General features: G+C 51.6%; 12 protein-coding genes. 8 read left to right on the forward strand and 4 right to left on the reverse strand.

The features are described from left to right. Nucleotides 1-415 precede the first annotated feature (415 nt). Nucleotides 416-3058 carry a DUF5686 and carboxypeptidase regulatory-like domain-containing protein gene (locus tag CHB92_RS11170; RefSeq protein ID WP_245842494.1) on the forward strand — a complete coding sequence of 881 codons (2643 nt, stop codon included), beginning with the start codon at nucleotides 416-418 and terminating at the stop codon, nucleotides 3056-3058. 183 nt (nucleotides 3059-3241) lie between these two features. Here CHB92_RS11170 and CHB92_RS11175 read toward each other — a convergent pair whose 3' ends face one another. Further along, nucleotides 3242-3637 carry a hypothetical protein gene (locus CHB92_RS11175; RefSeq protein WP_089319297.1) on the reverse strand — a complete coding sequence of 132 codons (396 nt, stop codon included), beginning with the start codon at nucleotides 3635-3637 and terminating at the stop codon, nucleotides 3242-3244. Between the two features lie 402 nt (nucleotides 3638-4039). Here CHB92_RS11175 and CHB92_RS11180 point away from each other — a divergent pair, with 402 nt between their 5' ends. Beyond that, a complete protein-coding gene (locus CHB92_RS11180; protein WP_089319298.1) occupies nucleotides 4040-4654 on the forward strand; it encodes a hypothetical protein in 615 nt (204 codons plus the stop codon). Between the two features lie 74 nt (nucleotides 4655-4728). Here CHB92_RS11180 and CHB92_RS11185 read toward each other — a convergent pair whose 3' ends face one another. Next, nucleotides 4729-5292: a COG4315 family predicted lipoprotein gene (locus CHB92_RS11185; protein WP_089319299.1), complete on the reverse strand. Its 564-nt coding sequence runs from the start codon at nucleotides 5290-5292 to the stop codon at nucleotides 4729-4731. Nucleotides 5293-5541: 249 nt separating this feature from the next. On the opposite strand from CHB92_RS11185, the gene CHB92_RS11190 reads away from it, so the two are divergent. The 5 genes from CHB92_RS11190 to CHB92_RS11210 all read left to right on the forward strand — a co-directional run bounded on the left by CHB92_RS11190 (nucleotide 5542) and on the right by CHB92_RS11210 (nucleotide 12791). Further along, the gene (locus tag CHB92_RS11190; protein WP_089319300.1) at nucleotides 5542-6111 is read left to right on the forward strand and encodes a TetR/AcrR family transcriptional regulator; all 570 of its coding nucleotides are present in this window, start codon (nucleotides 5542-5544) and stop codon (nucleotides 6109-6111) included. Between the two features lie 155 nt (nucleotides 6112-6266). Next, nucleotides 6267-7598, forward strand: a complete 1332-nt coding sequence (locus CHB92_RS11195; protein WP_089319301.1) for a TolC family protein — start codon at nucleotides 6267-6269, stop codon at nucleotides 7596-7598. 15 nt (nucleotides 7599-7613) lie between these two features. Then, on the forward strand, nucleotides 7614-8759 hold the full coding sequence (locus CHB92_RS11200; RefSeq protein WP_089319302.1) for an efflux RND transporter periplasmic adaptor subunit: 1146 nt from the start codon (nucleotides 7614-7616) through the stop codon (nucleotides 8757-8759). Between the two features lie 36 nt (nucleotides 8760-8795). Beyond that, nucleotides 8796-11996, forward strand: coding sequence for an efflux RND transporter permease subunit (locus tag CHB92_RS11205; RefSeq protein WP_089319303.1), 3201 nt, complete (start codon nucleotides 8796-8798; stop codon nucleotides 11994-11996). A 162-nt stretch (nucleotides 11997-12158) separates the two neighbouring features. Then, nucleotides 12159-12791, forward strand: a complete 633-nt coding sequence (locus CHB92_RS11210; RefSeq protein ID WP_089319304.1) for a hypothetical protein — start codon at nucleotides 12159-12161, stop codon at nucleotides 12789-12791. Nucleotides 12792-12876: 85 nt separating this feature from the next. Here CHB92_RS11210 and CHB92_RS11215 read toward each other — a convergent pair whose 3' ends face one another. Continuing rightward, the gene (locus CHB92_RS11215) at nucleotides 12877-13761 is read right to left on the reverse strand and encodes an SDR family oxidoreductase (protein WP_089319305.1); all 885 of its coding nucleotides are present in this window, start codon (nucleotides 13759-13761) and stop codon (nucleotides 12877-12879) included. Between the two features lie 102 nt (nucleotides 13762-13863). On the opposite strand from CHB92_RS11215, the gene CHB92_RS11220 reads away from it, so the two are divergent. Next, nucleotides 13864-14310 carry a nuclease A inhibitor family protein gene (locus CHB92_RS11220; protein ID WP_089319306.1) on the forward strand — a complete coding sequence of 149 codons (447 nt, stop codon included), beginning with the start codon at nucleotides 13864-13866 and terminating at the stop codon, nucleotides 14308-14310. Here the strand turns inward: CHB92_RS11220 and CHB92_RS11225 are convergent. Then, entirely contained in the window at nucleotides 14307-15761 is a 1455-nt protein-coding gene (locus CHB92_RS11225) for a phytoene desaturase family protein (protein ID WP_089319307.1), read from the reverse strand. The two genes, CHB92_RS11220 and CHB92_RS11225, sit on opposite strands and share 4 nt — an antisense overlap. Nucleotides 15762-15786: the final 25 nt, after the last annotated feature.

The raw sequence follows: 15786 nt of genomic DNA on the forward strand, positions 1-15786 counted from the left end.
CCATTACCGTATAAGAGGTATAAGTTTAATACATTGGCTGTTATAAAAGGCTGTTCCTGTTGCAGGGCAGCCTTTTTGTCTTTGTTCGCCTAAAACATCCTGTTCAACAGCTCCTCTCCTGCTTTCCGTTAACTGTGGCTGCCACAACACCAGCCAAGCACCTCTTCTCTAAACACACCGGCAAAGGCCACCAAAGGCGGCAAAAGATCAACTCCGATGCAACCATTTGTCCCAAAAGGGCATCCTAAACCTAAACAAGGTTTAACCAATGATTTTTCCTGGCATATAGGTCTGCTTTCACTTATTCCTGCTAATATTAGCCCGCATTGTACAAGTATTGGTTATGCCACTTGCCGGTGCAGGCTTGAAGTAAAGGGCATAATACCCCGTTTACCAGACAACAAACCCTTACACCATGCTTGAGAACAACTGCATGAAGCATCTTTCCTTAAAACTTGTGGGGGTGGCATGCCTCCTCCTGGTACAAATTCCCCTGCTGGCGCAGGGCATCCGCGGCACGGTCAGGAACAGCAAGGGAGAAGCGCTCCCCTTTGCATCCATCTACATCACGGACCTGAACAATGGCGCCTCGACCAACGCGAACGGACAGTTTGAGATCAAGCTTCCTCCCGGCCCGCACAAGGTGGTGGTACAGTACATCGGGTATAAGGCGCAGGAAAAACAGGTGGACATCAAAAACGGATGGCTGGACCAGCAGTACACGCTAACGGAGCAGGGCTACGCGCTGAAGGAGGTACAGGTAAGAGGCAAGGGAGAAGACCCGGCTTACACCATTATGCGGAAGGCAATCGCCAAGCGGAAATACCACCTGCTGCAGTACGACAGCTACCAGATGCGGGTGTACATCAAAGGCACCGGAGAGCTGACAGATGCGCCTTTCTTTTTGAAGAATAAGTTAAAGGAGGAGGGCGTTAAGTTAAACGAGGCTTACACGAAAGAATCAGTTAGCATCATCAAGTTTACACAGCCGAATAAAGTAGAGGAAAAGGTGGTATCCATTCGTACGACCGGCGACGACAAAGGGTCTCCCTCTCCCTCCGGTTTCATTCACCAGAGCTTTTACAACGATCAAATAGTAGAGGCAGTATCCCCTTTGTCCCGTGCGGCTTTTGCCTACTATAAGTTTCAGTACGAAGGCAGCTTCCGGGAAGGTGCTGCAGAGGTGAACAAGATAAAGGTGACGCCCCGCTCCAGAGGAGACAATGTTTTTGATGGGTACATCTACATCATTGAGCACGAGTGGGCTATCCACAGCCTGGACCTGAAGGTGCACCTGATGGGCTTCCCCATCACAGTGAAGCAAAACTTCGCCGAGGTTGCGCCATCTGTCTGGATGCCTGTAACGCACCGTTACAAGTTCTCCGGGAAGATCATGGGCTTTGGCGGACAATTTAACTTCCTGGCCTCTTGTAGTGATTACAAGGTGGTGCTGAACAAAGACCTGCTTACCACACCGGAAATTATAGACGAAAAGGTAGAGGATGTACCCAAAGCGGTGGCCGCCACCAAGCCTTCCGAAGCAGATAAGGTGATAGAGCAATTGGCTACGCAAGATAAGGTCACGCGCAAGCAGTTCCGCCAGATGATGGTGCAGTATGAAAAAGAGGCGCTGAAGGAACAAGCGGAGCCGAAAGTAGCCCGTGAAAGGAACTTTACGATTGACAGCCTGGCCACCCGCCGCGACTCCACTTACTGGGCCGCTATCCGGCCGGTCCCCCTTACGCCGAAAGAGGTAAGCGGCTACCAGCGCGACGACTCACTGGCTCAGGTACACGCGGCACGCCTGACAGGCAAAGACTCTACCCATGTGATCAGGAAAGGAAAGTTCAAGCCTTCGCACCTTCTCCTCGGGGGCGGCTATAACTTGTCGCCCCGTACGCGGCTGCAGCTTGCACCAACTCTGGCCCAGGCGTACTACAACACAGTGGAAGGCGTAAACGTGAACCTTAGCGCGAAGCTAAAACACCAGTACGATAGCCTGCGACGCAGTTTTGAAGTAAGGCCTACCCTGCGGTACGGCTTTGCCAGCGAGGACTTCTATGCAAAGGCCCGCGTTGCGCACAAGGTAAAAAGCGGGGAGAACTCCCGGGAGTTGTTCCTGGAAGGGGGCAATTTTGTAGCGCAGTTCAATGAAGAAGACCCGATTCATCCGCACATCAACACGCTGAGTACTGTCCTGTTTCGGCGAAACTACATGAAGCTCTATGAAAAGAAGTATGCCAAAGCCGGCTTTGCGTACAAGCCCAACCCCTTCCTAGAACTAAGCGGCAGCCTGGAGTGGGCAAGAAGAAGCCAGGTGTACAACCACATCGACTACAGCCTTTTTTACTCAGACGAGCGGGAATTCTCCCCCAGCCTGCCGGATAACTTTGAGTTGGACGACACTGGTTTTCCCCGGCACGAGGCGCTGATGCTGCAGGTAAACCTTAGTTACAGGCCTGGTGCTAGCTACAGCGTATACAATGGCACAAAAACACCGCTCCTGGACCGCTCCCCCGAGCTGCTGTTGCAGTATAGGAAAGGAATAGCCAAGGTGGCAGGCAGCGACGTGGACTTCGACCAGGTTGAAGCAGGCGTTAACCATGCTTTCTCCTTCGGTGCGCGCGGCCGTCTGGAATTTGAGCTGCGTGGCGGTACTTTCCTGAATAGCAACAGCCTGTACTTTATGGATTACGAGCATTTTGATGGCAACCGCACCATCCTGAGCAGCCTGAAGCCCGCCGGCTCTTTCCGCTTGCTGGACTACTACCAGTACAGCTCCAATAGCAGCTACTTCTCCGGGCACACCCATTATAAGTTCCGTAAATTCCTGTTAACTCAGATCCCCGAAGTGCGCTTTGCAGGCTTAAAGGAAAACATCTTTTTCAACTACCTTAAAACAAGTAAATCACCACATTACTATGAACTAGGGTACGCACTGGACAACGTGTTCCGGTTCCTGCGCCTCGAAGCAGCTGCTTCCTTTAAAGACCACCAGTTTCAGGAGCTAGGCTTCCGGATCGGTGTAGCCACCATTTTTCAGTTGAACACCCCATAGCCCCAGGAAAGCAGAAAGAGCCGGCCAATTGAGGCCGGCTCTTTCTGTATAATTTTGCATTTTCGTAAAAATGAAGTTGGGGCATGCGCCTGCTCTGTTTGAACAGGCTTTCTAAGTACCCTCTGAGCAGAAAATACTTCTTCTTGTTTCGCTTCACGGGTGACCTTAACAGAGGAGTATCGCTTACAGATCCGACATTTTCATCAGCTGCGCATCTATATCATGGCTCTGAATCAAGTCTGCCGCATACTTGTAACTGCCATGCGGTACGAAGAGCCTGAGTTTACCACCTTTCATCTTTGCAATCGACTCCAGTGCCTTCCATTTGCTCACCAACCTGCTTTGGTCCTCTTCGTCTTTGTCTTTCACAACTAACTCAAAATAGTACTTGTTATCGCCGCGTTTTGCTGTAAAGTCAGGGGTGAGCTTTAAGCCCCGGTTAACCATGGTTAAAGAAGCCGGGCTGTCATATCCATTGAAGTCAGCTTTTATATCTTCAAATCCTGATCTTTCCGCGTAATGGACAATTTGTTCTGCATAGGTGTCGTAGTCCTGTGTTTCTTTTTGCGTGTATAGCATATATTTTGTTTTTAGTATTAAAATATGTTTCTCAGCACCCCAACAACAAGGAAGCACCATCAGCGCCAGGTTACATTCAGACTGTCTTCGGCTAAAAGCAAAGGTTGAGCAGCGCAGGGGAGCATTTGTAGGTGAAGCCTGGGCGTTTACAAGCTAGTAACTGCCACAGGGCTCTCCTTGTGGAGAGACGATATGAGGCTTCGGTTTCCTGTCTGGGAATGCTTAATCTCTTGATTTACTATATTATACGAAATTAATATGAGAAAACCAAACATTATTTGCTATTTTCACAAAAAAGGCACTACCAAGGGCGCTGTGAGGGTCTGAATTCCGAGGCGCATGCAACGAAACGTACAAAAAGAGACTCCTCTTGCTAAAGCAGTACCAAACCATAACAAAGCGATGAACAGAGTTCTTTTGACGGCCCTTTGCCTTATACTGGCGCAAATATCCCTCTCCTCCTGCGAGGAAGTTGTCGAAGTGCCACCAGTGGAAGAGAAAGTGCCGCTACAGGTAGGAAACGAGTGGGTGTATGAACTATCGTACTATGATACCCTTGGCAATGTCTTAAACACGAGCTACCAACGAAAAACAGTACTTAACGATACGATCATCCAGAACGACACCTGGTTTGTGATGAATGACGGGCAGTTAGTTAGAAACAGCAGCGATGGCTATGTCTACTATAATCTGGCTGGGCGGCAACCGGTGATAATTTACCCCAGCGCATCCCATGGCCAGATTGGCTACAGGTACGAATACCCTCACTACAGTTTGTGGGTGTTAACGACCCCGCGTGAACAGGCAAGTACTTTAAACACCTCCCTCGGTGAACTCTCCTGCTCCTTGTTTACGATCTCAAATGAGTATTTGTCGCCTCATGATACGGCACCCCGGGTACGGAAGCAGGAAGATTATGTATCACCTGGCATAGGCCTGGTGCGCACAAACACCTACTACATCGACTCAAACAAGCTACAGGAGCGACGAGAGCTGATTAGCTATACCTTACGGTAGCCTTGCGGACTTCTTTTGTATACTTGAATCAGGCATAGCTGCCTAAATGTTTTAAGACGTTCTGTTGTATCTCCCTAATGTCCCTCTCCCTCCACTTTGTTTCCCTCCGGGGAGATGAGGTACCATTCTGCCCCATGGTCTTTTATGTCTTGCCCTGTTCTTTGGCCACTGCCCTGATCCTTAACATAATAGTATAAGGGCCAGCCAGCGTAGGTTACCTGCGTGGTACCATCGTTTCGCTCTATCGTTCCGACCTTTGAAACATCTACTTCCGGTCCTGCCGCGGGCATTCCCTCAGACGTGAACGGAGGCCATGCTTCGGCACAGGCATCGTAACACGTACTTTCCATAGGTGAGTCGGCCAGGAAAATGTAGAGGCTGCGGCCACTGCCATCCGTCAGGTACTCGCCCAGGTTCTCTGCGCTTTCCACCTCCAGCCTTGCTTCGTCTGCGGTTACTGCAACTTCTTCCACTGCAGGTTCTGCTGCCTCCACCGCAATGGTTTCGGTCTCGGCTACCTCAGCCTGGTTACAGCCTGCCATCAGGATAGAAAGCAGCATCAGAAACACGAGGTTGAGCCAGATAAACGAGGAGAAAAAGGAAGGGAAGCTTTCAGTTCTGTTGTCGCTGTTTTTCATAGTCTGTTGCTTTGGGATATACTTAAGTTTAATTCAATATACTGGGTCATAATTCTGAAGGTTATGCCCCTGGGAGCAATGCGAAGGCTAATAATTCTCAACCACAGCGGGTAGTAGAATTTCTGCCCATGCTAATGAAAACTGACAGATCAGGCTCTTTGCTCCCCTCTTTCAAGCCTCTGTTAATTTTTGGTAAATAATCTTACCTTTGCCACCGAATGAACGTTCGGTTGACGCGCGCGCAGTAAAATGGAACAGATAGCAGAAAAGAAAAAAGCCATCCTGGAGAGTACGCTGGACCTGATCCGAGAGAAAGGTTTCCATGGAACGCCCATGAGCCTGGTAGCGAAGAATGCAGGAGTTGCGGCAGGAACCATTTACCATTACTTTGACAGCAAGGACAAGCTGATCTGCGAAGTTTTCACCTACATCATGGACAACATGATGGAGGCGGTAAAGCAGCATGATAAGGAAGAGATGACTTACCAGGCGCGCTTCTTTAATGTTTGGAGAAGTCAGCTTCGCTTTTACCTAGAAAACCCCAAGGTGTTGGTCTTTTTCGAGCAGTTCGTGAACTCACCCTATAATGAGCTCATAGGCCACAACCGGCATGACAAGCTTCGCCAGCACTTAAAACTCTTCCTGAGCAACGGGGTTGAGGCGGGATACTTACGACGGGTAAACCCAGAAGTGTTGAGTGTACTGGTGCTCACGAACGTAATCACGACGGCGAAAATGATCCGTCGCGGCGAAATAAACCAAGAAAGCCCGGAAATAGAGCAAATAGCCGAAATCCTGTGGAAAGGGATATCGTTGTAAGCTCTCCTACCTTACCGAAATTCTTTCTCCAATTTATTTTAATGTTCAAACTCTATAGTGCCTATGCAACAACCTATCTACGCCACTATTCCTGCTCTCTGCCTTTGGCAGTTGCAGGTACCCGACCACTTATACTTAGCTAAACAACCAGAAACATGAATATAACCTCTAAACTATGTATACTCCTGCTTGCCTTCCTGCTGTTCCCGGCGCTGGTACAAGCCCAGACGCCTCTCCCACAGGACGCCGAAAGCCTGACACTGGAGCAGTGCGTCGCTTTTGCGCTAAAGAACAGGGCCGAAGTGGAACAGGCCCTGCTGGATGAGGCAATCGGGGAAAGAGAGATAAAAGCAGAACTAGCCGGCTGGTTCCCACAGGTATCGGCAGGCTACACTGGCGTGCGCAACATAAAGTTGCAGCAGCAGCCTTTCGGGGACCAGGTAGTAACCCTGGGGCAGAAGTACACTTCCAGCGTGCAGTTACAGGGCAACCAGGTACTTTACAGCAGCGAATTGTTACTGGCCTCCAAGGCAGCACGCTTTACCAGGCAGCAGCTGGACCAGCAGGTTGCCTTCACCAAGATCAATACAGTGGTGGCCGTCAGCAAGGCTTTTTACGATGTGCTGCTGACGCAGGAGCAGCTTCGGATCCTGGAAGTGAACCTCGAGCGTCAGCTAAAGCAGTATAACGACGCACGCAGCCGGTATGAGGTAGGCCTGGTAGATAAAACAGACTACCAACGGGCCGCCATTACCCTGGGCAACATCCGTAGTGACTTAAAGCGGGCCCAGGAAGCTATGAACGCCAAGATAGCTTACCTGAAACAGCTGATGGGTTATCCGATTGAAGCCGATCTGGACCTGGCGTACGACTACGACCAGATGCAGGAAGTAGTCTTGATAGACACTACGCAGCTCGTGGAGTTTACCGATCGCATAGAACTGCAGTTACTGCAAACGCAACTGGCCTTACTAGAGCTCAACACAGCATACCGCAAATGGAGCTTTTTGCCCACGATTTCCGCTTACGGCAACTATAACTGGCTCTACTTTAATAACGAGTTCGCCGAGCTCTACAGTCAATCCTACCCTACCTCCAACGTGGGCTTACAGGTTGCCTTCCCTATTTTTCAGGGCACCCGCAGGTACCAAAACCTAAAAGTGGCCCAACTGCGCGAGGCGCGCCTGGAGATAGAGATAGGAAACACCCTCAAAGAAATCAATACAGAGTACCAGACGGCCCTGGCCAATTACAAAAGTGACTATGTAGCGTGGCTCACCCTGCAGCAGAATCTTGAATTGGCCCAGGAGGTGTATGACATCATCCAGTTGCAGTACAATGAGGGCGTGAAGGCTTATGTAGACCTGGTGGTGGCCGAAACGGAGCTACGCACCACCCAGCTAAATTATTATAACGCCCTCTACAACGTGCTGGAAAGTAAGCTTGACCTGCAGAGAGCCTTAGGTAACATCGACATCAACCCATAATCAGCGAAAAAGAGCATGAAGAGAAAATACATTTGGCTGGCTGCAGCCATCATCAGCCCTGCTACCCTACTGTCTTGTGGTAGTGAGGAGGCCGGGCAACAGCAGGTGAACCCTGCCGCCATGGCTGTTCCGGTTAGTTCCTACAATGTAGTAGAAGAAACCGTGACAGGAAAGGATACCTATCCCGGAGCCGTCGTAGCGCTCCAGGAAGTAGAGCTGCGACCACAGGTTGCCGGTTACATCACGGACATCTACGCGCAGGACGGACAACAGGTAACTGCCGGGCAAAAGCTCTACGAGATCGACCGTAGCAAGTACCAGGCGGGCTATCAGCAGGCACAGGCAAACCTGCAGAGCGCCCGGGCTAACCTGGCCAGGGTGCAGAAAGACCTGGAGCGTTACGAAAGGCTGGCCGAGAAAGAAGCCATTGCCCGGCAGCAGGTAGACTATGCCCGCACAGAAGTACAGACGGCGCGGTCGCAGGTAGCGGCGGCGGAGGCACAGGTACAGGCTGTGGCAACGGACTTAGGCTACTCCGTGATCAAAGCTCCTTTTAGTGGGACTATCGGTATCTCCAAAGTAAGGGTGGGCGCCCAGGTATCACCGGGTACGCCCGTCCTGAACACGATCTCCTCCATGGACCCAATCGCTGTGGACTTTGTGATCAACGAGCAGGAAATTGCCCGCTTCAGCAATTTAAAGCAGGGCAACCAACCCGATTCCCTTTTCTCTATTCGCCTCAATACCGGGGAGGTATACCCTTACAACGGCAAATTACGGGCCATTGACCGGGCCATTGGGCGCCAGTCCGGCACGACCACGGTACGGGTAGAGTTTCCGAATCCCGACCGTGTGCTGATCCCGGGCATGACCGTGAGCGTGGATGTGCTGAACCAGGACATCGGCGAACAAGTGGTGATCCCCTACAAGGCCGTTACGGAGCAGTTGGGCGAGTACTTTGTGTATGTGATCCAGGGAGACTCCGTGGTACAGCAGAACGTGCAACTAGGCACGCGTGTAAATAGCGACATCGTGGTACGGGAAGGCCTGCAAGAAGGCCAGCAGATTGTAGTGGAAGGTATACAACGCCTGCGCCAGGGTGCTAAAGTGCAGCTGGACGCCCCACAGGGAGGTCAGCCACAGGCAGCAGGCCAGCATTAATTTCCAATACCCTTCTAAAGAAAATTAGAAAGCAACATGATTTCAGATGTATTTATAAGAAGGCCCGTCACCTCCATCGTGATCTCCCTCGTGATCGTGCTGGTAGGTGTCCTGGCCATGATGAACCTGCCTGTGACGCAGTACCCGGACATCTCCCCTCCTACGGTGTCGGTGTCGGCTAACTATACAGGGGCAGATGCGCAAACGGTGGAGCAAACGGTGGCTACGCCGGTGGAGACGCAGATTAACGGTACGCCAGGTATGGCTTATATCACCTCCACCAACACCAGTACGGGGCAGATGAACATGACCGTTACTTTTGAGGTAGGGACAGACATTGACATTGCCACCCTGGACGTTCAGAACCGGGCCAGTATTGCCGAGCCAAGCCTGCCAGAGGAAGTACGCAGGTTAGGGGTAACGGTGCGTAAGCGAAACCCGAGCATCATGATGGTGATCGGTATCTTCTCACCAGAGGGCACCCACGACATCGAGTTCCTGGACAACTACACGAACATCTTTGTGCGGGACGCCTTGCTCCGCGTGCCTGGTGTAGGGGATATCAATGCCCTGGGCCAGGACTTTAGTATGCGGGTGTGGCTGAAACCGGACAAGCTGGCGCAGTATGGCATTAGTGCCAGCCAGATAACGGCCGCCATTCAGGAGCAGAACCTGCAGGTAGCAGCGGGTACGGTGGGCGCTAAACCGCAGTACGATACGCAGGCCTTTCAGTACCCGATCACGGTAAGGGGCCGCTTGCAGACGCAGGAAGAGTTCGAGAACATCGTGGTGCGCACCAACCCCGAAGACGGGAGTCTGGTGTACCTGCGCGATGTGGCCCGGATTGAATTCGGCCGCTTCGACTACGGCCGCTCAGCTACCATCAACGGTAACCCTTCGGCTATTCTGCTCTTGTACCAGGCCCCAGGCAGCAATGCCCTGGAGACTGCCGAAGGCGTTTATGCTGCTTTAGCGGAACTGAAGGAGGCCTTCCCGGCTGACGTTGACTTTGTAGTTTCCTTTGAGACGGTGTCGGTTGTACAGGTATCTATCAATGAGGTGGTGCACACGCTGGTCGAGGCCCTGATCCTGGTAATTATCGTGGTGTTCCTGTTCCTGCAGAGCTGGCGTGCTACCTTAGTGCCGATCCTGGCTATCCCGGTTTCGATTATCGGTACCTTTATCTTCTTTATCCCGCTTGGCTTTACCATCAACACCCTCACCCTGTTCGGCTTCGTGTTGGCGATTGGCATCGTGGTGGACGACGCCATTGTGGTGGTAGAAGCAGTACAGCATTACATTGACCATGAGCGGCTCTCGGCCAAAGAGGCTACCCGTAAGGCGATGAAGGACATTACCGCCCCGGTGGTTGCCATTGCGCTGATCCTGGCGGCTGTGTTTATTCCTGTGGGCTTTATACCGGGTATTGTAGGACGTTTGTACCAGCAGTTTGCCATCACCATTGCAATATCTGTTCTTATATCCGCTTTTGTGGCGTTAACGCTCACGCCGGCCCTTTGTGCCCTGATGCTGAAACCGATGAACGTGAACAAGAACTCCAGGGGCATCAATAAGTTCTTTTACTGGTTTAACAATTGGTTCGCCCGCACTACTGAGTCTTATTCGCATGGGGTACGCAAAAGTATAAAGGCAGCTCCGCTGGTACTTGTTCTGCTGGTTTGCCTTTATGTGGGAACCGTAGGCCTGTTTGCCACAAAACCAACTGGCTTTATTCCTACTGAGGACGAAGGACGGTTGTTCGTGGCGGTAGAGTTACCGGAAGGCTCCTCTGCTACCCGAACAGAAGCGCTTCTAGAGAACATTGGGATTATTATGGCAGAAATACCAGCTATCCGCAACTATACCGCTATTGGTGGTCTGAACGCCATCAACTTCTCTTTCAAGTCGAACAGCGGCACCATGTTCGTGCAACTGCAACCATGGGCTGAGCGTGAAGAGGCAGCGGAGCAATTGGAAGGCGTGATGGCTACCCTGAACCAGCGTTTTGCTGCCTTACGGGAAGCGAACATCCGGGTAGTCGCCCCTCCGGCCATACCTGGTCTGGGCCAGGCAGGCGGCTTCAGCTTTATGCTGGAGCAACGTGCCGGCGGTGGCGACCTGAAGGAATTTGAAGGCGTGCTAGGCCAGTTCTTAGGAGCGGTCAACCAGCGTCCCGAGATTGCCATGGCTTATAGTTTCTTTAATACCCGCACCCCTGGCTATCAGGTAGAAGTAGACCGGGCGAAGGCCAAACAACTGGGTGTGAACATCGCGGATGTTTACGCGACCATGTCCTCCCTGATGGGTAGCCGCTACATCAACGACTTTACCCGCTACGGCCGTAATTTCCGGGTAGTTGCCCAGGCTGACACGGCCTACCGCATGGACATTTCGGACCTGAAGCAGTACTACGTGCTCAACAGGCAGGGAGAGTCCGTACCGCTAAGTGCGCTGGTTACCTCCAAAGTAGTAGAGAACCCAGCTGTGATCTCCCACTACAACCTGTTCCGCTCTGCGGAAGTACTGGGCAGCGCAGCCCCGGGTTACAGTAGCGGCCAGGCCCTGGAGGCCCTGCAGGAGGTTGCGGCAGAAGTACTGCCGGCAGGTTATGGCTACGACTTCTCCGGCCTCAGCCGTGAAGAGCTGGCAGCCGGAAGCAGTACTATTTACATCTTCTCGCTATCCATCATCCTGGTGCTACTCTTGTTAGCTGCGCTGTATGAAAGCTGGTCTGTCCCGTTCTCGATCCTGTTTGCCATTCCGCTGGGTATGTTCGGAGCTATTCTGGCCCTAACGCTATTGCCCAGGCTGGACAATAACGTGTACGCGCAGATCGGTATGATCACGCTGATAGGCCTGGCCGCGAAAAACGCCATCCTGATCGTGGAGTTTGCCAAAGAGCGGGTAGACCGGGGCATGGAGCTGTTGGAAGCGACAATTGAGGCCGTAAAGCTGCGCCTTCGTCCTATTATCATGACCTCCATGGCCTTTATCCTGGGTGTGGTTCCACTGGCGATTGCCTCAGGGGCTGGTGCTGTTTCGCGCCAGACAATTGGCTGGGTAGTAATTGGCGGTATGTTAGCGGCTACCTTCCTGGCGATTTTTGTGGTCCCAGTGCTTTTTGTGGTCATTACCCGTCTGGCATACGGCAAGAAGAAACTGGCGGAGTTAAGGGCTGGTTACAAACCGGATGCAGATGAAGGAGGAGACCCGGCTTATGTGAACCCCCACGCTTAAGCTGTATTATTAAAAAAGTTGAACAGCCCGACCTGGTAGGCCGGGCTGTTTTTGTTTAGGGCTAACAAATATTAATATTAACATAAGTGTGTATAGTGTTATTGCTATTTAGGAATCACCTTATTACCTTTCGATTCTAAATTTTTTAAACCGCTTATTTCTATGAAACAAACCCTGCTTACACTGCTTGTCTTCCTCTTCTCTGTCGCTACGCTTGCAGCACAGGACATTATCATGAAACGTACAGGAGAGAAGCTAGAGGCGAAAGTGCTGGAAATCTCCCCCACGGAGATTAAATACAAACAGTATGACAGGCTGGAAGGGCCGACGTATATTTTGCCGAAAAGTGAGGTAGCTGTTATTCAGTATGCCAACAACACAAGCGAGGCTTTTGCCCTGGAGGATACTACTCCCCCTGCCTCTGTAGCTTCAAAACCAGCCTTAAGCGAAATGATTACAGAAGCTAGTTCAGGAACTTCAAACCTGGCTATTTATGCCAAGGGCCAGTCTGATGCAACTGCCTTTTATGACGGCTACCAGGCAGCAGGCACAGGCACTTTAGTATCCAGCCTGGTGAACCCCTTGTTCGGACTGATACCGGCCGTAGCCTGCTCTGTTACCACACCTAAGAAACACAACCTCGACGCGCCAAACCATGAACTCCTGGAACAGCCCGATTACGTAAGCGGCTACCGTAAGCAAGCCCGTAAGATCAAATCAGGTAAGGTCTGGAAAAACTGGGGCATTGGCCTTGGGGTAAATATTCTACTGGCTGTTATACTTGTCACACAATAGCATTTCCCTCTATCTATCCCTAAGAAGCTTATCATAAGGTCAAGGGCGTGGACATAAGGCTCGCGCCCTTGACCTTATGGGAGAACTATTCTGGCTTGCCCTTCCCGCGCATTTGTTTTTCCAGGGCGTCCCACATCTCCTGTGGTACCTGATCAAAGCTGTTAAACTCGCCGGCACCGTAGAGCCACTCTCCCCCATCGATAGTCACCACTTCGCCATTCACGAAGGAAGCATAGTCCGACACCAGGTAAGCAGCAAGGTTAGCCAACTCCTGATGCTCTCCGAACCGACCTACGGGTATGCGTTTGACGGGGTCTATCTTATCAGCCAGTTGCTTCGGGAACAGGCGTGTCCAGGCACCTTCGGTGGGGAACGGACCGGGAGCAATGGCATTGGAGCGTATGCCATACTTGGCCCATTCGGAGGCAAGGGAGCGCGTCAGCGCCAGTACCCCTGCTTTGGCGCAGGCCGAAGGCACGACATAGCCGGAACCGGTCCAGGCATAAGTGGTCACAATATTCAGCACAGTACCTGCCTGCTTCTGCTCGATCCAGTGTTTGCCCAGTGCCAAAGTGCAGTTGTAACTTCCTTTTAAAACAATGTCTGTTACTACATCAAAAGCTTTAGGGCTCAGACGCTCTGTGGGGCTCACAAAATTACCAGCTGCGTTGTTAACCAGTGCGTCTACCCTCCCGAACCTGCCTATAGCGGTCTTTAACACGGTTTCTATTTCTAAATACTTGCGCACATCACAGGCGAGAGGAAGTACAGTTCCTCCCGTTTCCTGCTCCAGTTCCCGGGCCGCCTCCTGCAATACCTCCAATTTCCGGCTACAAATAACAACATTGGCTCCGAGCTCCAGAAAGTACTTGACCATGGAGCGGCCAAGGCCAGTGCCTCCGCCCGTTACCAGGATGGTTTTACCTTTCAGGGCCCCTTCTTTTAACATAGGTTCAGCTTTGATCGTCATAGTTTTATTTTGTTTTTATGGCGTACGAAGTGCCGTAGAATCAGTATAAAGATAAAAATAGCTAGCGAATAGCTTCCAAGGCTCTTTATTTAATTTTCAGCTATGGACAAAACGCAATTACAGAAAGAACTGATGCCAGTCGTAGACGGCTTGCTCATGCAAAGCGAGATAGACGCCCCTTTTGAGTTTGTGTACCTGGAAGATACCCGTGGAAAACAATTAAACCCGGGAGACGTGGCCGTTTGGGCAGGCAAACCAGCAGGAATGGGTGTAGAGACAAAAGATCTGGACGCCTTCATGCAGGAAATGCAAAGCGTGGACTCTGATGCCAGGGACAAGACCAAAGGCAAGGCGGAGGCATATCAGCAGCTAACAACTACTTTAAGGCGCCTGCTGCAGGATATCAAGGTGTATTGCCTGACAGAGATAGGAACAGAAGCGTATATTCTTGGCAAAGCCGAAACAGGTGATTACGCGGGCTTGCGCACGATGGTCATGCACGACCAGGCGACTGTGGCAAAAAAGAATGACCGGACAGAACGCGACTAAAAGTGATCTTGCAGCAGCTTCTGCACAGCGATAATGCCACTCAGGCAGACACCTACCACCCCCTGCCCCGGATACACGGTGTCACCGCAAACATAAGCACCGCGGTGATCCAGGCGGGCGTCTTTTAGCTGCCAGGGCTTTAGGCTCCGGTACTGCGGATAACCGCCTACAGCCCCATAGGCTCTTTTTGTCCAGAAGACCCAGGCCCCCGGCGTGGCGGCGCTCTGATACTTTACGTTTCCCCGGCAGACCAGGCCTTTTTTCTCCAGGGCTTCGAGAACGGTCTCTACCAACTGCTGTTTGTCTGCAATCTGCAGCCTTTCCGGGTCAGGCACATGTGTGCTGATACTAGCCAGAAACTCACCTACTGGGGCACGTAACGCATCGGCCGGGTGACTGTAACTTAAGAAAATGCTTTTACTACCGATAAGGGGTAAACCTTCCGGTAGGTGCACCTGGTGATGTAACACAGCAGGCGGTTTTTGCCCTTCCAGGACCAATCCCATGCTAAAGGCACCGTTCAGCCTGTTAGAAGGCAACACGTACCTTTGCAGTTTTTGCCGGGTCTTAGTATCCTTAAAAACTTCTAATGTGTTATTCAGGGGAATACCGCTAATCAGGTATTTACTTTCAAAAGTACCCCTGCTGGCTTCTGTTCGATAACCCTCTTCTGAAGGCATTACCCTTTCTACCAGCTGCCCATACACAACATCAGAACCCTGCTCCTTAATGTAGTTAACAAACGGCTTTACCAGGTTGATCATCCCCCCTGGTACATAGTAATTGCTGTAGAGGGTGTAGCACAGCGCCGTGGCCCCAAAGAGTTCATTCACCTCCTGCATATAGTTCTGCGCCGTGATCAGTAACTGCTCGTTCACAAAGTCCACAAAAAGCTTGTTCTGCAATAGCCCATATTGGTCTAATAGCTGGTCCATGGTGCGAAAGGCAGCGGGGAGGAGTTTAACTTGCGCCGACTTTGCCCGCGCTGCTGACAGCAACAGGTCTTTATAGTTGGATATGGGAAAGCTGCGTTGTTGCAGGGAAGTGCGCCATACTCCCTGGCTGATCCTGTAGCAATGCTCCCAGAAAGCCCGCTGCTTGTGACGGCCAAACACCCGCTCTGCCTCCGCCACCCACTCGTCCAGGTCCTGGTACCGGGTCAACACGTCTCCGTTGGGCAAGTGTACCTGCATCGGGGGCTGTAATTTCAGTAGCGGTACATCAAGTGCCAATGCATCGAAAAGGTAGCGCAGGGGCATATGGGCGTCCAAGCCCACCAGAGTGGTAGCCCCTGTCTCAAACCAGTAGCCTTTGCGCTTATAGGAGGAGGAACTTCCGCCCGGATATTTAGCCTGCTCCAGCACACACACCTTTAAGCCTCGCTTCACCAATAAGGCCGCCGCTGTCAAAGAACCGAAACCAGAGCCTATTAATACTACATCATACTTCATTTATGCCTTACTTTACAGCACAGAC

The sequence above is a fragment of the Pontibacter ummariensis genome, assembly GCF_900188175.1.
GTDB classification, from domain to species: domain Bacteria; phylum Bacteroidota; class Bacteroidia; order Cytophagales; family Hymenobacteraceae; genus Pontibacter; species Pontibacter ummariensis.